At 63.0% G+C, this 18,489-nt stretch carries 17 protein-coding genes; 2 read left to right on the top strand and 15 right to left on the bottom strand.

Annotated elements, in window-relative coordinates:
• Nucleotides 1–24: 24 nt before the first annotated feature.
• The 7 genes from FHT79_RS01790 to FHT79_RS01760 form a co-directional block, all read right to left on the bottom strand.
• Nucleotides 25–1,977, bottom strand: a complete 1,953-nt coding sequence (locus tag FHT79_RS01790; protein ID WP_047611942.1) for a BTAD domain-containing putative transcriptional regulator — start codon at nt 1,975–1,977, stop codon at nt 25–27.
• Nucleotides 1,978–2,302: 325 nt separating this feature from the next.
• Complete coding sequence (locus tag FHT79_RS01785) at nt 2,303–3,655, bottom strand: cytosine deaminase (RefSeq protein WP_063475718.1); 1,353 nt, start codon at nt 3,653–3,655, stop codon at nt 2,303–2,305.
• 32 nt (nt 3,656–3,687) lie between these two features.
• A complete protein-coding gene (locus FHT79_RS01780; RefSeq protein WP_097630175.1) occupies nt 3,688–4,659 on the bottom strand; it encodes a LysR family transcriptional regulator in 972 nt (323 codons plus the stop codon).
• A 2-nt stretch (nt 4,660–4,661) separates the two neighbouring features.
• Entirely contained in the window at nt 4,662–5,657 is a 996-nt protein-coding gene (locus FHT79_RS01775) for a 2-oxoglutarate and iron-dependent oxygenase domain-containing protein (RefSeq protein WP_063475720.1), read from the bottom strand.
• 87 nt (nt 5,658–5,744) lie between these two features.
• Entirely contained in the window at nt 5,745–6,539 is a 795-nt protein-coding gene (locus FHT79_RS01770; protein ID WP_183903017.1) for an ABC transporter permease, read from the bottom strand.
• Between the two features lie 4 nt (nt 6,540–6,543).
• Nucleotides 6,544–7,317 carry an ABC transporter ATP-binding protein gene (locus FHT79_RS01765; RefSeq protein ID WP_183902906.1) on the bottom strand — a complete coding sequence of 258 codons (774 nt, stop codon included), beginning with the start codon at nt 7,315–7,317 and terminating at the stop codon, nt 6,544–6,546.
• A gap of 5 nt (nt 7,318–7,322) precedes the next feature.
• Nucleotides 7,323–8,312 (bottom strand): ABC transporter substrate-binding protein, encoded by a 990-nt coding sequence (locus FHT79_RS01760; RefSeq protein ID WP_063475723.1) that lies wholly within the window; start codon nt 8,310–8,312, stop codon nt 7,323–7,325.
• Nucleotides 8,313–8,356: 44 nt separating this feature from the next.
• Between FHT79_RS01760 and FHT79_RS01755 the strand changes: the two genes are divergently transcribed.
• The gene (locus tag FHT79_RS01755; RefSeq protein ID WP_063475724.1) at nt 8,357–8,536 is read left to right on the top strand and encodes a hypothetical protein; all 180 of its coding nucleotides are present in this window, start codon (nt 8,357–8,359) and stop codon (nt 8,534–8,536) included.
• Nucleotides 8,537–9,231: 695 nt separating this feature from the next.
• Here the strand turns inward: FHT79_RS01755 and nadC are convergent.
• The 8 genes from nadC to FHT79_RS01715 form a co-directional block, all read right to left on the bottom strand.
• Nucleotides 9,232–10,131, bottom strand: a complete 900-nt coding sequence (nadC, locus tag FHT79_RS01750) for a carboxylating nicotinate-nucleotide diphosphorylase (RefSeq protein ID WP_097596048.1) — start codon at nt 10,129–10,131, stop codon at nt 9,232–9,234.
• On the bottom strand, nt 10,131–11,672 hold the full coding sequence (locus FHT79_RS01745; RefSeq protein WP_097596049.1) for an L-aspartate oxidase: 1,542 nt from the start codon (nt 11,670–11,672) through the stop codon (nt 10,131–10,133). Before FHT79_RS01745 ends, nadC begins: the two co-directional genes overlap by 1 nt.
• The gene (gene nadA, locus FHT79_RS01740; protein ID WP_097542597.1) at nt 11,669–12,640 is read right to left on the bottom strand and encodes a quinolinate synthase NadA; all 972 of its coding nucleotides are present in this window, start codon (nt 12,638–12,640) and stop codon (nt 11,669–11,671) included. The genes FHT79_RS01745 and nadA overlap by 4 nt, the downstream gene beginning before the upstream one ends.
• 69 nt (nt 12,641–12,709) lie before the next feature.
• Nucleotides 12,710–13,708 carry a hypothetical protein gene (locus FHT79_RS01735; protein WP_174824420.1) on the bottom strand — a complete coding sequence of 333 codons (999 nt, stop codon included), beginning with the start codon at nt 13,706–13,708 and terminating at the stop codon, nt 12,710–12,712.
• 29 nt (nt 13,709–13,737) lie between these two features.
• The gene (locus FHT79_RS01730; protein ID WP_097542595.1) at nt 13,738–14,550 is read right to left on the bottom strand and encodes a 3-methyl-2-oxobutanoate hydroxymethyltransferase; all 813 of its coding nucleotides are present in this window, start codon (nt 14,548–14,550) and stop codon (nt 13,738–13,740) included.
• Nucleotides 14,551–14,593: 43 nt separating this feature from the next.
• Nucleotides 14,594–15,820 (bottom strand): FAD-dependent oxidoreductase, encoded by a 1,227-nt coding sequence (locus FHT79_RS01725; RefSeq protein WP_183902905.1) that lies wholly within the window; start codon nt 15,818–15,820, stop codon nt 14,594–14,596.
• An 11-nt stretch (nt 15,821–15,831) separates the two neighbouring features.
• Complete coding sequence (locus FHT79_RS01720) at nt 15,832–16,146, bottom strand: MocE family 2Fe-2S type ferredoxin (protein WP_047611977.1); 315 nt, start codon at nt 16,144–16,146, stop codon at nt 15,832–15,834.
• 21 nt (nt 16,147–16,167) lie between these two features.
• Nucleotides 16,168–17,256, bottom strand: a complete 1,089-nt coding sequence (locus FHT79_RS01715; protein WP_183902904.1) for a fatty acid desaturase family protein — start codon at nt 17,254–17,256, stop codon at nt 16,168–16,170.
• Between the two features lie 134 nt (nt 17,257–17,390).
• Between FHT79_RS01715 and FHT79_RS01710 the strand changes: the two genes are divergently transcribed.
• Entirely contained in the window at nt 17,391–18,419 is a 1,029-nt protein-coding gene (locus FHT79_RS01710) for a LacI family DNA-binding transcriptional regulator (protein WP_097622417.1), read from the top strand.
• Nucleotides 18,420–18,489 lie beyond the last annotated feature (70 nt).

Below are 18,489 nucleotides of genomic sequence, written 5' to 3'. Positions count from 1 at the left end.
AGGCTTCGTTAAAAGGCCGCGCAATCAGGGAAGACCGGCAAGATGCAGGCCCTGTATCAGCGGTTCGGTATAGGCGGGATCGCGATCGGGGACGAAATGGCGGATATCCTCGCTGCGGAAATCGGGGAAGTTTTCCAGCACCACCCTGGCATAATTCCTGGCCTTGGCCGTATCGCCCGCCATAGCATGCGAGGCGGCGAGCAGGCGGGCGGTTGCCTGCTTGGCCTTCACCGGTTCCAGCGCCTCGATCGCCATTTCATACTCTTCGCGCATGAAATGGATGCCGCCGAGGTTCCAGTAATAATAGTCCGGCGGCAGCGGATTGAGTTTGAAGGCCGCGCGGCTGAGCTCCAGCGCCCGATCGAAATCGCCATCATGGGAAAGCGCGTCGGCGAAATCGGCGAGGATGTCGGCATCATTGGGATTGAGATCCTGGGCCTGCTGGAAATATTCCAGGCTTTCGTCGAAGCGGCGGCGATAGAGCGCCACGAATCCGAGCTCGCGGTAGGCCCGGCCGCTGTTCGGGTCGGACTGCTGCGCCTGCCGGGCAGCGCCGTTCGCCTCATCGAGCAGTTCCTTGTCGCGCATGCCGCGAATCAGCCATTCCATACCGAGCGCGCGCGACACGCCGGCATGCGCAGCCGAGAAATGCTCATAACGATTGAGCGAGGATTTGAACCATTTGCGCGCCTGGCGCAGATGCTGCAGATCGGTCTGGGCGATCAGCCGCTTGCCTTCCAGATAGAGACGATAGGCGGACGGCGGCGCCTCGCCGATCGGCATCGCCAGTTCGTGGCGCTCGATCGTGTCGGCGAGCGAGGAAACGATGCGCCGCGTCAGATGCGCGAAGGATTCGCTGATCTTCTGCATGACCAGCGGCAACTCGATGGCCCAGATCACCTCCGATGTCGTCGTCCGTGTCAGGCGGCAGGTCGCAAAGACATCCTCGTCGCGACCCTGGATGGTGACGTAGACCGCATAGTCGAAGCTGAGGTCGAGCGGACCGGACACGGCGCGCGACGGATCGATCGAACGGCTGAGGATTTCCAGACTCGTATGCGCCGCGATCACCTTGAAGCCGCGCTGCTGACTGAGGCCGATGGTGACGTCTTCGAGAAGCGCCCTGCCGACGCGCTCCATCAGCGGATCGGTAAAAATGCTTTCCGGCGGCAGGATGATGATGCGCGGCTGACCGAGCAGAGTGATCGCGAGGTTCGGCCCCGGCTGAGAATGACCTGAAGCCGCTTGTGCCGCCGGCACCAGGTTCAGTTCGCGGGCAAGAGCGGTGGTGCTTTCCTCCGGCTCGGTGTCGAAGTCGTCCTTCAGCTGGCTTTTGCACTTCAGATAGGCCTGACGCGCCGCTGCCGGATCGTTCATCCTGACATAGGTGCGCATCAGGGCACGATAAGCAGTCTCACTGGCAGGATCGAGTTCCAGCAGGCGCCTGGCAAGCGTGACCTGCTCTTCATCAGATCTATCGTCTGATGTTTCGACCAGCCGGGCGAGATGGGTGGAGCGCAATTCGTCGATGCGCTGGCGCTCGAAGGTCAGCCAGTCCTCGGCGCCCTGCGTCGGCGATTTGACGCCTTCGAGCAATTCGCCGTTCAGGAGGCCGCCGTCTTCGGGTGCGAGCGGCCCTTTCTGTTTCAGGATATGAACATCGACCTCCCAGCCGGCGGCAAGGCCGATATGGGTTCGGGTCGCGGCCAGCAGCGGCGGAAGGTCGGCGGGAATGCTCTGTTCGATGCGCGCCAGGAGCTGGCGCAGACTACCTGCCCGCTTTTCCGGCAGCTCCGATTGCCAGAGTTGCCGCCTGACGGTTTCGCGGTCGAGTTCGAGATCGGCTTCGGCAGCGAGCATGGCGAGAAGAAAATAAGACTTCTCCGGCAAGGGGAGTTCCTTCCCCGCCGCCAGCAATCGCGGTCTTCCGAGCAGGCACAGCCTGTTCGTCGACATTTGCCCGGATGTCCGTTGCATCTCGGTTCTCACCCCCGAAAGCCAAGGCGCGCAAACGCACCGGCGGTCAAGACATCATGTTAAAGCTATAAAGCCGCCGCGCATAGCGGCTTTGCTATAAAAAAGAAGAAATTTCATCGATTATTTGCATTTTCGCATGTCGCTCGCCGAGAAGATGCTTTGCCAACACTTCCGTGAGGATGCGGCTTGCGTTCCCTGGCGGCAGGTTATTGAGCAAACGACGGCCCGTATTACGGGCTGTCCCCGACAAAATCGGCGCCGCGCTACAGGCCAAGCGTCTTGATGTGGGCTTCGCCGGTCCGTTTTTTGTCTCCCAGGGAGCGGCTCAAGGGGTCGGGAAATCTGTGAGCATGCTGTAGGAGGGCAATGTCCTGTTGGCGAAGATCCCCTTGCGGAGGAGGACGCGGTCGGAGTGCGGACGGGCGATAACCTGGTCGAGGCTCCAGGCTTCGAGGATCATCAGGTCTGCCGGCCGACCGGCGCCGATCGTACCGACGTCGATGCCCATGACGCCAGCAGGTGCCGGGCCGGCAAGAGCGGGCGCATCCGCGTAAGGGTGGTCGAGATGAAGGATGCGCACCGCTTGCCGCCAGGTGTCCAGCATGTCGTGATCGCCATAGGCAAAGAACGGATCGCGGCAATTGTCGCCGGCCGCGGCGACCGGAATGCCAGCCGCCTGCAATTCCTGCACGGGCGTGACCCCGCGCCAGCGCGGCGTGCGGCCGTCTTCGCGATCCTGGAGATACATGTTGACGGTTGGCAGCGTGATGATCGAGAGGCCGGCATCGGCGATCAGCGCGATCGTGTCCCGCAATTCTTGCTCGCCCAGAAGCGCAAGCGAACAGCAGTGGCCGCATGTCACGCGCCCCTCGTAACCGTGGCGGATGGCGGCACGTGCCACATGCGGCAGGGAATCCGCCTGTGCCGCCTCGTCGACATGGAGATCGACATCCAGTCCCCGTTCCTTGGCCAGCGCAAACAACCGGTCGAGCAGCAGATCGATATCGTCGAGGCCTGCCCCATGGGTGCCCCCGGAGGCGCGGGTGACGCCGCCGAGCAAGCCGCCGTGGGCGGCAACGATATCGGCAAGGCGGGCGCCATAGTCGCCGCGATAGGCATCGAGCGGCACGAGGCCGGCAGCCTGCAAGGTGATGCGGCCTTTCCAACGTTCGCGCATTTCGGCAAATGCGCTCCAGGTGATTTCCGCCTGCCCCTCGTGGCTGTCGAGATGGGTGCGGATAGCGGCCACGCCATGGGCGTCGGCCGTTGCAAGACCGAATTCCATCCGTCGCAGGAGATCGTCGGCATTCCAGTGGGCAAGCCGGTCCGCCGTCGTCGCGGCGCGCGCGCCGGGATGCGTGCCGCCGGAATCGGGCGCACGTCCCATGGTGTGACCCTTGTCGAGATGGGCGTGCGCGTCGATCAGAAGCGGCCAGACGTGGCGGCCGTCGAGCGCGACTGCATCTTCGCCACCATCGGCAAGGGCCGGCGTTATCGCGGCGATCTTGCCGTTCTCGACCAGAATATCGACGAGGGCGGAGCCGTCCCGATCCACCTCCGCAGCACCAGGCACGTCATTTGCAAGCAGCGCGACCGGAACGCGCGCCTTCGCAAGACGAATGCGCTCCGGTCTCGCCAGACGGGCGGCAAAGCTGGGAAACAGCGAAAGATCGTTCATGGTGAGTCTCGATTGGATGGGTTACCGAGCGGTCAGTTCTCGTCAAACGAGGCGAGCAGACGCTCCTGCGCGAATTGCATGAAATGGCTGCCTGCGGGCGAAAGCGAGCCGCGGGCGCGGTGGAGGATATTCAGCCGTTGCAGCGAGCCGGTTCCCGTCAGCGGAATGAAGACCAGGTCGCCGGTCGCCATTTCGCGGTCGACATCGAGCCGGTTGAGGAAGGTGATGTGAGGCGTTGTCCGGGCAAGGCGCTTCATCAGTTCCATCGAATTGGTCTCGACGACGGGAACAAGGGTGGCACGCGCCGGGGCAGTCGCCTCGACGACCTCGCGCAGCGACAGCGATCGATCCGCCAGAACCAGCGGATAGAGCAGGCAATCGGACATGCGCACGGTCCTGCGGTTTGCGAGGGGATGGGCGGGCGCCACGACGGCTCCCAGCGCATGGTGGAATTCGGCGGCGCGTTGCAGCCGAGTATCGTCCGGCAGGTTGTAGGCAATGGCGATATCGGCCTGGCCGAGTGCAACCATCTCCGCAACAGTCGTCCGGTCGCCGACCATGATGCGCAGGCTGACCTGCGGATGTTCTTCTCGGTAAGCGGCAACGATTTCGGCAATCCGACCCGCAGCGAGCGTTGCCATGGTCGCCAGCGCCACCTCGCCGCGATTGAGCCCCTTGAGGGACTGGATCTGCGACCGCATCCGCTGATGCGCCTGCAGTGTCTCGCGAATGTGCTGGATGAGGATTTCGCCGGAACTCGTGAGCTTCAGGCCGCGCGGCAGGCGCTCGAAAATGGGTGCCTGCAGCTCTTCCTCAAGCTCCAGGATATAGCGGTTCACCGCGGAGGCGGCGACATGCAATGTCCTTGCCGCCTTGCGGATGGAGCCCTGTCGGGCCACCTCGTCTATATAACGCAGCGCGCGTCCATGAAGCATGATGGGTCCGTTGCCTGACGGGAGTCGGATTGACCGTTCCACGATGTCACCGCAACGGCCCATCTTCAACGTCACTTCTTGGCGAAATTGGCGTTGATGCGCCGGGTCAGGTATTCGCCGGCGGTGATCGCCTCGTATTTGCCGAGCGGACCCTCAATGACGGCATCGCGGTTTGCCTGGCAGAAGAAGGGCAGGGACAGTCGGCGGCCCATGTATTCATTCTCGCGCGGCATACGCACCCGGTGCAGCGTCGACTGCAACTGGTCGTCCGACCAGCGCATCAGCATGTCGCCGATGTTGCAGGTGATATAGCCCTTGCGCGGCGGAACGTCCGTCCATTCCTTCAGGGCTGCATCCTTGCCCGGGCACACCTGGAGCCCGCCTTCGCCCTCCTTCTGGTGAAGAATGGTCAAGCAATCGAAGTCCGAATGCGCGCCGGCACGCCACGACGTGAAGTCTTCCGGCTTGGCGCCTTCCATCGACATGTAGTGGATGAGGCGCAGCGTCGATTGATATTGGTCCGAAGACGGGTCATGCGCCTTGGTGAAGAAATCCTCGGCAAAGCCCATCTTCAGCGCGAAGCAGGAGAGGATGCGCATGCCGAGTTCCCAGTTCTGTCGCTCGAAGCGGAGCATCTTTTCGCGGAAGCCCGGAAGATCGTCTTCGCTCGGCCACAGATTGAGGCGGATCATGTCCGGCAGGGTGAGCTGGAAGCTCTCCTTGTTATCCGGCGTACCGGTGGAGGGACGGACCTGCGCCCTGAACTCCCAGCCGGCATTGATGCCCTTCGGCATCGGGGTTTTCGCCTTAACCTCCACCGGCAGTTCGAAGAATGTCCAGGCCGTGTCGAAGGCCGCGTCAATATCGTCCTGAGCGATGCCGTGATTGTAGACCTGGAAGAAACCGATATCGACCGAGGCCTGCCAGAGTTCATCGGCGATCTCGTGCTTGCGGTGGTCGAAGTCAGAAAGGTCGATGACGGGGATTTCCCGGTCAACGGTCGTGCCCATGCCGCCGATGGTCGCTTCCTTGGCGAGTTCCGCGAGGGTGTCTGTCTGGATATTCATATTATTCTCCTTACGTGAGTGCCGGCGAACCGGCGGTTGAGGAGCAATGTCCGGGCAGGGCCCGACTGCTTCTACTCCGGATGGATTTCAGCCGTTTTTCGGCAGGCTCCAGGGAAAGAGGAGCTTCTGCGTCAGGACCACGGCCTGAAATAGCAAGAGCGACATGGCGGCGAGCAGCAGCAAGCCGGCCCAGGCCTGTGGCAGCTTGAACAGGGAGGTCGACAGTTGGATGAAATAGCCGACGCCGGCTTCGGATGCGCAGAACTCCGCAACCACGGCGCCGATGACGGCAAGCGTGATCGAGATTTTCAGCGCCGAGAAGATGTAGGGCACCGCAAACGGCAAGCGTATCTGGGTGATCTCGCGGAAGCCCGAGGCGCGCAGGCTTCGCGACAGCTCGATCAGATCCGGCGGGGTTGCCGCAAGGCCCGTTGCGGTCGAGACGACGAGCGGAAAAAAGGTGATGAGACAGGTGATAACGATACGTGGCGCATCGCCGGCTCCGAGCACGACGATCATGATCGGCGCAATCGCCACCACCGGCGTCGACTGCACTACGACGAGCAGCGGATAGAGCGTTAGCGACAGGAATGGCGAGCGCATCATGACCACCGCGAGCGGAATGGCGATAAAGATGGACATCGCATAACCGATCAGCGCCACCCGCAACGTCGCGGCGATGTGCCCGATCCAGCGCTCGAAGCCGATGGAGGAGAACGAGCCGAGGATCGCGCTTGGCGGCGGCAGCAGATAGGTCGGGATCGACAGGAGCCGCGCGACCGCTTCCCACAGCAGCACCGTGCCGATCAGGGCCGCGGCGGTCGCAATGCCCGGCAACGCCAGCACCTGCTTGAGGAGAGCAACCGGTGTGCGGCTCCGCATGGCCTCACGCCGCCTGACGGGTGAGGAGGAGATCGCGGAGGTAATTGGAGAGGTCATGGATCGCCTTGTCCTTTGCAGTTTCAGGGCCGCGTGGCCGGCCGACGGGGACGGTGACTTCGGTCAGGATCGAGCCCGGACGTCCGGTCATCACCAAAACGCGGTCGGACAGAAGCGCCGCCTCACTGACGGAGTGGGTGATGAAGACCACGGTCTTCGGGCGTTGGGAAAAGATGCGCAGCAGATCGAAGCCCATCACCTCGCGTGTCAGGGCATCCAGCGCCGAAAAGGGTTCGTCCATCAGCAGGATATCCGGATCCATGAGCAGCGCGCGGGCGATGCCGACACGCTGCTGCATGCCGCCGGACAGTTCGTCCGGCAGGCGTTTCTCGAAGCCGGCAAGCCCGACCATGCTCAGCAATTCACCCGCCCGCCCGCGCTCGTCTGCCGTTACCCGGCCGGTCTTGTGGCGGGCGGGAAATACGACATTGTCTTCGACAGTCGCCCAGGGAAGCAGCGTCGGCTTCTGGAAGACGATCCCGATGTCGTCACGCGGGGCCGTCACCGGCAGACCGAAGACGTCTACCGAGCCGGATGTCGGCTTCAACAGGCCGGCGATCATGCGCAGCAGGGTCGATTTCCCGCAGCCCGAAGGGCCGAGGATCGAGACAAATTCATGCCGGGCCACATCGAAACTGACGTCTCGCAGGGCTTCCGTGCGCCCGGACCGAGTTTCGAAAACTTGTCCCAGCCTGTCGAAGCGGATAGCGGGCATCGCCATCGAGGTTACTCCGTTACGGCGAAGGTGCGGTTGACCATGGTTTCCGGATCGAGCTTGGCCGGATCGATATCCTGCGCTTCAGAGACACGGCGCCAGGTTTCGGCGAGACGGGCGGCTTCGAAGCCGCCGAGGCCGTCCTTCTCCGTCACCTCGTTGAAGATCAACGGCAGCGTGTCCTTGAGCGAACCCTGGACGTCCTCCGAGCCGAGTTCCGGTACCATGGTGGTGACAGCGGCGGCAGCCTTCTCCGGATTGTCCTTGGCGAATTCGACCGATTTCTTGTAGGCGGCGATAAAGCGGGCGGCGACCTGCGGACGCTTGGCGAGGAAATCGTCGCTGGCGATGAGGGATGCGGAATAGAGCTCGAGCCCGGCTGCCGACCATGGCAGGGCAACGATCTCCTTGCCAGCTTCCTTGCCTTGGTTGCTGTAGCGCGTCAGGTCGGTCATCCAGGCGATGATGCCATCGGCATTGCCGGTCATCAGCATCGGGCCAAGTGCGCCGGGATCGGCTTTGATGAGCTTGATATCCGCCATGTCGATGCCGGCATCCTTGAGCACCAGCGGCAGGTAGACATTCGACGATGTGAAGGGCGACGTCGCGATCGTCTTGCCCTTGACGTCAGCGACGCTTGCGATCGAACCGCCCTTGGCGACGTAGAAGGCATGCGGCCCCTTGTTGAACAGCGACATGACGGCGGTTACCTTGACGCCCTCATTGGCGCGCGCGGCCATCAGGGCGCCGATATCGGAAATACCGATGTCGGAGGACGCCGAGGCAAGGCGCGATATGGCGTCGGTCGAGCCGCGACCGGAGGCGATCTCCACCTCAAGGCCGGCGTCCGAACAGAAACCTTCCTGGATACAGACGTAGATCGGCGCCTTGTCGCCACCCGGCAGCCAATCGAGCTGAAAGATCACCTTGTCGGCGGCGGAGGCGGCGCCGGCAGAAAGGATTGCGGCAAGTGCATAAAAGGCAAGCTTGGTGCGGGACATGGGTCGACCTTTCGCAATTGGTGTTCGATTTTTAAGGACGGATAGTGATCGGCGACGCGCTCCGGATCGAAGCCATCTGCGACGAGCCCGGCAATTGCGCAATCGCGTTTTTCAGGGCGCTTGCTGGCCAGGCATACAAAACAACGCTGCGCGCGAAGATGATCAGGTCCAGCGTCGATCTCTGCGGATTTCGGGGCGAGATCACTGGTTTTTCCCTGCATTAGGACATCCTCTCGACAGGTTTACCCGTCGAGCAATGTCCAGAACCGAGGCTCAGACCGCTTCTACTCGCAGGTCGTTTATCTCATGAATATCCGGCGTTCTGCAAGATTTTAAACGCTTCAATTCTTGTGCTGAAAAAACAGGCGAAGTCCACGGCATTGAGATCGAAGTGGGCAGGATCGTCAATTATGTGATTGAAATAACAGAAACAATTTCTCTGTAATCGAGCGGTCCGGCGGCTGAAAAATAAGCGTTCTAATATTTAGAGCGCTTAGCTCGTAATTTTCTTGCCGCACCTTCAGCTGGCATCTGCGTTTTCCGGCGCATTTTTCTTGTGAGCGACCCGCATCTGGACAGTTTCCATTGCCTCCTTCGTATGCAGGCGATCGCCCAGACGACCATGAATTGGCGTTTCAGCCGTAGTCGAGAAGGGCTTCGAGGCCGTAACGTTTACGATTGAGCTGCTTCAAGGGCAGGCGTAAATATGCTCCGCCATGAACCGTCGAGGCGCGGCCAGTCTAGAATTGCCTTGCGATCGTTCGTTCACGAAGCCCGCGCCGCCTGCTCCAGAGTGGTGAATTCGATGGCGGCCACGGGCGGTATGCCTATTATGACACGGTGCCCGATCTCGGCGTGATGATCGAGTTGCTGGAATTCGACAGCGACAAGGAAGCCCAGCCGAAACACGCCTGACGGGTCACAGGACCTGTGCAATCCGTTTCGGGCCTGCTACCGCTGTGGACGCGGCCGCGACGAAATCGAGCCCGATATCCAGTACCGGCGCGCTGTGCGTCAGCCATCCAACGGAAATGAGATCGACGCCGGAGGCCGCGATCGCGGCGGCCGTTGCCGGCGTGACGCGGCCGGATGCCTCGGTGATGGCCCGGCCGGCGACGATGGCGACCGCCTCACGCAGCTGATCCGGCGTCATATTGTCGAGCAGGACGGCGTCGACGCCGGTCTCCATCGCTTCACGCAGCTGATCGAGGGTGTCCACTTCGACCTCGATCTTCACCATATGGCCGACGCCGGCCCGCGCCCGGCGGATCGCCTCGGCGACGCCGCCGGCGATGGCGACGTGATTGTCCTTGATCAGCACCGCGTCGTAAAGGGCGAAACGGTGGTTCATGCCGCCGCCGGCCCGCACCGCATATTTCTCCAGCGCCCTCAACCCCGGCGTCGTCTTGCGCGTGCAGGCGACGGAAGCCTTGGTGCCCCTGATGGCGGTGGCAATCCCGGCCGTCACCGTCGCAATGCCCGAGAGATGGCCGAGAAAATTCAGCGCGGTGCGCTCGGCGCTCAGCAGACCGCGCGACGGGCCTTCGATGGTGGCGATCACGTCACCCGGCTTGGCCGCATCGCCGTCCTGGAGATGGCGGCGCATGACGATCTCCGGATCGACGAGGGAAAAGGCCAGTTCCGCGGCATCGAGGCCGGCGATCACGCCCGGCTGCCGGGCGGCCATCACCACCGTCGAGCGGTGATCTGCAGGGATGACCGAGGCCGAGGTGATGTCGCCGGCAAGACCGAGATCTTCGAGCAGCGCTTGCCTGACCAAGGGTTCGACGATCAGGCGCGGAAGGGGAACGAGGCTCATCAGGCACTCCTTGCAAGGGAATAGGGCGGGGTCGCGCGGGCGATCTCCAGCACTTGGGAAAGGCGCATCCGGCGGCGGTTTGCATCGCCGAGCTTCAGCGGAAAATCGGTGCGGGCATGGGCGCCGCGTGATTCCGTCCGCAAGCTGGCGAAAACCGCGATCGAGAGCGCGACGATGGCCGGATCGGCGGCAGGGCTGTTCCCTTCGGCAAGCGGCAGCAGGGCGGCGATGGCGCCATGAATGGCGCCGGCATTGCGCAGCACGCCGAGATGGCGCGAGACGATCGACCGGACGAGCGATGCATCGGCAGGCACCGGCAGGCTCTCGGTGAAGGCGCTTCCGGCAGCACTTGCGGGCATGCCCGATATGTCGCGTGCCGCCCGCATGCCCATCACAGCCGCCTCCAGCAGCGAATTGCTGGCAAGCCGGTTGGCGCCGTGCAGGCCGGTCGAAGCCGCTTCGCCTGCGACCCAGAGACCGGGCACCGAGCTGCGGCCATTTGCAACCGTGGCCACGCCGCCCATGTGATAGTGAACTGCCGGGCGTACCGGGATGAGGTCTTTTGCCGGATCGATGCCGGCCTCGCCGCAAAGGGCGGCGATGACGGGAAAGCGCGTGGCAAAGCGGTGGCCGAGAGCAATGCGGGCATCGAGGAAGACTTTGCCGCCGCGGGCAATTTCGGCGCTGATCGCCCGCGCCACCACGTCGCGCGGCGCAAGCTCGGCGCCTGGAGTGCGGGCCATGAAACGGTCGCCTCGTTCGTTGACGAGCAAGGCCCCCTCGCCGCGCACCGCCTCGCTGATGAGCGCCAGCGGCCTGCGGCGGGAATCGAGTGCTGTCGGATGGAACTGGACGAATTCCATATCGGCGAGATCAGCGCCCGCCCTTGCCGCAAGCGCGATCCCCTGGCCGAAATTGCCCATCGGATTGGTGGTGGCGTCGTAGAGCCCGCCAATGCCGCCGGTGGCGAGCACCACCTTCGATGTCGGCAGAATGGCAGCCCCGTTCGCGGTCGCGCAGAGCAGGCCGGCGACCTTTTCGCCTTCCATCAGAATCCGCCGCGCCTCGAAGCCTTCGAGGACTGTTATCACAGGTGTTTTCATCACCGCCTCGATCAGCGCGGCGATGATCGCAGCACCCGACCCGTCGCCTTCGGCATGGACGATGCGGCGGCGGTTATGGGCCGCCTCCAGCCCGAGCGACAGTTGGCCGGCGGCATTCCGGTCGAAACGCACACCGGCTCGCTCCAGCGCGGCAATTGCAGCTGGTGCTTCGGCAATGATGCCGGCGGTGGTCACGGGATCGCAGAGCCCGTCACCGGCGGCAAGCGTATCGGCAAGGTGCAGCGCCGCGCTGTCGTCGGCGCCCATGCTGGCGGCGATGCCGCCCTGCGCCCAGGCGCTCGACGTCTCCGCGCCAAGGGCGGCGCGGGTGACGATCACCGAGGGTTCGGGCGCCAACGTCAGTGCGGTCATCAGCCCCGCAAGGCCGCTGCCGACGATCACCGTGCGTCCGGCCAGATGCTCGAGGACCTCGGTCATATAGCCAGCATTCTCTCGACGGCGCGGCGCGCAGCCACGGCAATTGCCGGATCGACCGTCACCTCGTGGCGGTTTTCCTCAAGGGCGGCGCGGATATTGGCAAGCGTGATCCGCTTCATATGCGGGCAGAGATTGCAGGGGCGAATGAACTCGACATCGGGATGGTGCACAGCGACATTGTCGCTCATCGAGCATTCGGTGAGCAGCACGACACGCGCCGGCTTCTGCCTGCCGACATAGTCCGACATGACGGCGGTGGAGCCGGCGAAATCGGCTTCGGCCACGACGTCGGGCGGGCATTCCGGATGGGCGAGCACCGTTACGCCGGGATGGTTTTCACGCAGCTGGCGCACGTCCTCGGCGGTGAAGAGTTCATGCACCTCGCAATGGCCATGCCAGGCGATGATCTCGACATCCGTCTCGCGGGCGACGTTGCGCGCCAGATATTCGTCCGGGATCATCAGCACCTTCGGCACGCCGAGCGATTCCACGACCTGTTTGGCGTTGCCGGATGTGCAGCAGATGTCGGAGGCGGCCTTCACCGCGGCCGATGTGTTGACATAGGTGATGATGGGCACGCCGGGATGGGCCTGGCGCAGCAGCGCAATATCCTCGGGCGTGATCGAGTCCGCCAGCGAACAGCCGGCGCCGAGATCGGGGATCAGCACGGTTTTTTCGGGGTTCAGCAGCTTGGCGGTCTCGGCCATAAAATGTACGCCGGCCAGCACGATGACATCGGCATCAACCTCGATCGCCTTGCGGGCGAGCGCCAGACTGTCGCCGACGATATCGGCCACGCCGTGGAAGATCTCCGGCGTCTGGTAATTGTGCGCGAGAATGACGGCGTTGCGGCGGCGCTTGAGCTCGAGGATCGCGTCGACGTCATTTTCGAACGTCATCCATTCGGCTTTGGGAATGACGCGGCTGACGCGCTCATAGAGCGAGGATGCGGAAACAGGATAATTCATGACCGGCTCCTAATTATGCTCTCTTTGAGCATATCATAGGCAAAGAGATATTCTCACAGTGAGCATATGTCAATTGCGGGAGAGCGGTAATTTCGTTCCGGCAAGCGCCCGTTCTTCGAGCACCGTGTGGCGGAAGCGGAAGAGCTTCGCCGGCCGGCCGCCGGTTTCGCTTTCGGTTCCGCCGGTTTCCTCGACCAATTCCTGCTGTTCGATGAGCCGGCGGAAGTTCTGCTTGTGCAGCGTCAGCCCGGCCAAGGCCTCGATGGTGCGCTGCAGTCTCAGCAGGGTAAAGCTCTCCGGCATCAGCTCGAAGACGACGGGACGGTATTTGATCTTGGCTCGCAGCCGGGCGATCCCGGTCGCAAGAATGCGGCGGTGATCGGCAAACATCGCCCGGCCGAGATTGGCCTCCACCCCGCATCCGGCCTCCGAGACGAGCCCCGCCTCGTAGAGTAATTCGTAGCGCTGCAGCGCCAGATCTTCGTTCCAGCCGCCGCCGTCGAGGCCGAAGGTGAAATCCGCCCGGCGATGGCGATGGTCGCGCCTTGCCGGATCGGCATCGGCCCAGATCTTCAGACGCGTCATGATTTCATTGAGCACTGCTGGGCGCCCCTGGCGATGGTCTTCCCAGGGGAAATATTCGTACCAGCCGTGCCATCCCGGCCGGCCGGCGCCCGACTGCTCGTTGACGAGGCCGAGATAGCTGATCGAGATCGTCCGTCCGCCTGGGATGTCGTTGTTCCGGTCGCGGTCGGCGAAGGTATAGAGCTGTTCGAGATAGCCGACGGGATGTTCCGTCTGCTCCTGCACCCACTCGCGCAGCCCCGATTGCAGCGTGCGATGCCCCATTTCGAAGGGGCCTGACGGCAGCGCATTGCCGGAGCGGATGGTCATCACGCGCGGCTCGTCCCCCGTCACCGCGACGAGCACCGCAATCAATTCCGCATGCGCAAAGCCGATCGTCACAGGGGACCGAATACTCCGTTCCGAATGGGTCGAACGGATCATTCCTGACACAGGCCGGGACGGAAGCCAATGGAAAGGAAGCGCCTTTGCGGCGCTTCCCACATCATCGAGATAAGAGAGCGGGTTTGCCCCTAGCTATTGCCCGTCTCACTCCGCAGCCGGTCCAGGAAAACCTTCAGCTCCGCGTCGTCGACGCTGACGAGATGGCGCTTTTCCGGATAGGCGCCGGTCCTGACATCCTCGGCGAACTCGGTGAAGGCGGCGATGCGTTCGCGCTGTAGCCGGTCATGTTCGGCGGCGAAGTTGCGATAGACCTTGGCATGGCGCGGATAGTGATCGCGATTGGCGCCAAGCACGTCGTCGGCGAAGAGATATTGGGCGTCGCAGCCGCTGCCGGCCCCCATGGAGATCATCAGCATCGAGGTGTTGCTGCTGATGGCGGCAGCGACATCCCCCGGCACGACTTCGATTTCGGCGGCGAAGGCGCCGGCCTCTTCCAGCGCCTTGGTCTGCCGCCAGATCTCGGCCGCACTCGCCGCGGTCTTGCCGACGGCGCGAAAGCCGCCGGTCCAGGTCGCCTTCGAAGGGATCAGCCCGAGATGGCCGCAGACGGGGATGCCCTCGTCCCGCAGGCGCCGGATCGTCTGCAGGCTTGCGGCGCAATAGACCGCATCGCCACCGGCCTTCAGCGCCGCGAAAGCCGCGCGCAGATAATCCTCCGCCGAGACATGGTCGCCATATTCGAGCCCCGGAATGGCAAAGGGAGTGGGCGCGGCCTCGCGAAAGACCGGCCCGAGCAGCGAGGGCGGCACCGAGACGATATCGATGCCCGCTTTTTCGGCGGCTTCCGCCTCCTCCAGCGTGGTGACGCGCAGCATGGTGAGCTGGCGCTTGCCTTTTTCCGCAAGCAGATCGGCGACGGTTGCGCGTCTATGTTTCTTCATCGTCAAATTCCTTTAAAAAAAGCGGGTGAAAATATCCGCCAGCTCACGCGGCCAGCAGGGATTTCAGCTTGATGTCGCTGGCTGCGAGCGCTGCCGGGTCCGGATGGGCGCGCGCTGCGATCAACATTTCGGCGAGCCTGATGTCACGCGCCACGGCATTGCCCGGTCCGATGCCGCTTGCGGCGATCAATCGGCCGGTGGCGTCGAGATGGAAAAGAATGAAGGCGCCTGCGCCGAGATCGCGGCGCTGATGCGTGGCGGCTCCTTCGGCAAGGCCCGCAATCTGCAGCGTCATGTCGTATTGATCCGACCAGAACCACGGCACGGCCGATACGGCCTCGTCGAGGCCGAGCATGTTGGCCGCAGCCAATGTGCCCTGCTCCTGGGCGTTGCGCCAGGATTCGAGCCGCACCCGCCGGCCGCCATAGATCGAAAGCGGAAAGGAGCAGCAGTCGCCGGCGGCAAAGACATCCGGCGCCGAGGTCTGCAGATGAATATCGACGGCAATGCCGTTTTCGATAGTAAGCCCCGCTCTTTCGGCGATCTCGACATTCGGCCGGGCACCGATGCCGACAAGGGCGAGATCGGCTTCGATCGCCTCACCGCTCGACAATCTTATCTGGGCTTTGCCGTTTTCCGCAGTCAGCGCCTCGATGGAGACACCGCAGCGGATATCGACGCCCTCGGCGCGGTGGCGCTCGGTGATGAGATGGGCGATCTCCTCCGGCACGCCGCGCTTCAGCACGCGTTCCAGCCCTTCGATAACCGTGACCTCGGCGCCGAGCAGCCGCGCCGTTGCCGCAAGTTCCAGTCCGATGAACCCGCCACCGATGATGGCGACATGCCGTCCCGGCTTCATGACATCACGCAGCGCCGCTGCATCGTGATGCGTCCTCAGCGCGCGAATATGCGGGCTGCCCTGCGGCGCGCCGGGGAAGGAGCGTGCAGCGGCACCCGTGGCAAGCAGAAGCTTGTCGTAGGAAAGCACGGTAGCGTCCGAAAGCGTGACGGTCCTGGACGCGGTGTCGAGATCGCTTGCCGCGAGGCCGGTCAGCAGCCGGATGCCGTTTTCGACATATTTTTCCGCCGCTGCGATGAATTTCGGCTCGCTCGCATCGGTGGAGCCGGCCTTCGAGAGCGGCGGCCGTTCATAGGGCGGAAGCGGCTCGGCGCCGACTAGCGTTATCTCGCCGGCAAAGCCCTTTTCCCGCAAGGCGAAGGCAGCGCGCGCACCGCATTCGCCCGCGCCCAGGATGACGTAATGAGCCATGCCGGCCTCCCTCAGAGCGAGATGAAGACGGCGCCGTCTTCGATCTTGACCGGATAGGTCTTGAGATTGACGCAGACCGGCGCACCCTTGGCTTCGCCCGTCTTGTAGTTAAAGCGGCCGTTATGTTTCGGACATTCAATGATTTCATCCATGACAAGCCCGTCGGCGAGATGGATATGTTCATGGGTGCAGAGCCCGTCGGTGGCGAAGAATTCGTCATCCGGGCTGCGATAGACCGCGAAGGTGCGCCCGTCGTGATCGAAGCGGATGACATCCTCCTCGTCGATCTCGTCCTTACCGCAAACCTCAATCCAGTTTCCGCTCATCTTATCCTCCCTCGATTGTCGTTATTGCGCGGCCGGAGCCAGCTCGTTGTGGAATTCCTCGCGATAGGGCCGCGCGGTGGCCGGCAATTCGCGCTTCAGGAAATAGTCCTCGTTGCGCAGCTGGCGCAGGAAGGCCGGGATCATCTCGCGATAACCCGACAAGATCGACGGGTTCGGCGCCGGCAGGTCGTGCTTGATCATCGCATGCAGCTGCGGCAGCGCGTGGTAGGGCACCATCGGAAACATGTGATGTTCGACGTGGTAGTTCATGTTCCAGTAGATGAAGCGGCTGATCGGGTTCATGTAGACCGTACGGCTGTTCAGCCTGTGGTCGATCACATTGTCGGCAAGGCCGCCATGCTGCAGCAGTCCGGTCAGCACATGGTGCCAGGCGCCGTAAAGGCGCGGCAGGCCGATCAGCATCAGCGGCAGGATCGAGCCCGTGGCGATCGCCGCGGCGATCGTCGCGACATAGATCGCCAGCCAGATGCGGGCGAAACGGATCGCCTTCGGCTGCTCCATCTCGGGAATGAAGGTTTTTTCCGCCGCGCTGACGCCGCCGAAGGCATTGCGCAGCATGTCGACGACCGCATGCCAGGCGTCGAGGATGCCGAAGAAATTGAGCACCAGCCGCAAGAGATCCGGCGGCCGCATGACGGCGATCTCTGGATCGCGGCCGACGATCACCGTATCGGTGTGATGGCGCGCATGACTCCAGCGCCAGGTCACCGGATTGCGCATGATCATGAAGCAGGCAATCTGATAGACGGCATCGTTCATCCAGCGCGTCTTGAAGGCGGTGCCATGACCGCATTCATGCCAGCGGCTGTCGGAGGCCGAACCGTAGAGCACGCCATAGGCAAGGAAGATGGGCAGCGCGATCCACGAGCCCCAGAAATAGATGACGAGCCCGGCCAAGACCGCCATGCTGCCGAGCCAGATGACCGTGTCGCGGATTGCCGGCGCATCGGAGCGCTGCATCAGCGCCTTCATCTCCTTGCGCGGAATGTCGGTGTGATACCATTCGGCTGCCGCCAGCCCCGTCTCGACGGCCGTGCGGCCGCTTTCGCCGAGCAGGTCGTAGTCACGTTTCTTTGTCTGGGTCGCCATTATCCGCCTCCCGTTATGCCCTTCGCCTGGGAGAATAGGTTGACTTTGGCAGGCGCTCAATGCAGGCTTGATATATTCTATCAAAAGCCATCATGAATGGCTTGCATTCATGATTGAATCCATCAGGAACGCTCATGCGCCGTCCAACCATATCCGACCTTGCCCGCGCCTCCGGCGTCAGCGTCGCCACCGTCGACCGTGTTCTCAACGCGCGCCACCGGGTGCGCGAGGAAACAGCGCGGCGGGTCTATGATGCGGCGCAGTCGATCGGCTATCACGCCGTCGGCCTGATCAAGCAGCGCGTCTTCGAGGATCTGCCGCAATACAAGCTCGCCTTCCTGCTGCAGAAACCAACGCAGTCCTTCTATCAGAGCTTCGCGCGCGAGATCGAAACGGCAGCGCGGGCGCTGACGACGGCGCGCATCCAGACGCAGATCGAATTTCCCTCCGCCGCGACACCGGCTGCGATCGTCGAAAAGATCAAGACGCTCGGCGCCCGCAACCAGGCCGTTGCCCTCGTCGGCCCGGACTATCCGGCGGTGACGACGGCGGTGGAAGAACTGAAGGAGCGCGGCATTCCTGTCTTCTCGCTGCTCTCCGATCTCGCCACGGGCGTGCGCGACGCCTATGTCGGGGTCAATAACCGCAAGGTCGGGCGCACCGCCGCCTGGACGATCGCGCGCACGGCGCGCCAGCCCGGCAAGGTCGCCTGTTTCGTCGGCAGCCACCGTTTTCACGGCCATGAGTTGCGGGAAATCGGCTTCCGCTCCTATTTTCGCGAGAATGCACCGGAGTTCGATGTCGTCGACACGCTGATCAATCTCGAGACCGCCGAAATCACCCATGAGGCAACCTTGACGTTGCTGCAGAAACATCCCGATCTCGTCGGCCTCTATGTCTGCGGCGGCGGCATGGAGGGGGCAATCTCGGCGTTTCGCGAAGAAAGCGTCGGCGGCAAGGTCGTTCTCGTGGTCAACGAGCTGACCCCCGACAGCAAAGCCGGTCTTGCCGACGATATCGTCGCCATGGCGATCGGCACGCCCCTGCCTGCCCTCTGCAAGGAGCTGATGGTGCTGATGACGAGCGCCATCGAAAACGGCGAAACGGCGGTTCCCGGACAACTCTTCCTGCCTTTCGACATTCACATCTCGGAGAACATCTAAACAATGATGGAATTCCATCATTTCGTTGGAAATTCTCTCAGCAATGAAAGCGGCCGCCGGCAATGACGGA

The sequence above is a fragment of the Rhizobium sp. BK212 genome, assembly GCF_014197475.1.
Lineage (GTDB): Bacteria > Pseudomonadota > Alphaproteobacteria > Rhizobiales > Rhizobiaceae > Rhizobium > Rhizobium anhuiense.
This window is presented reverse-complemented; position numbering and strand designations above follow the sequence as displayed.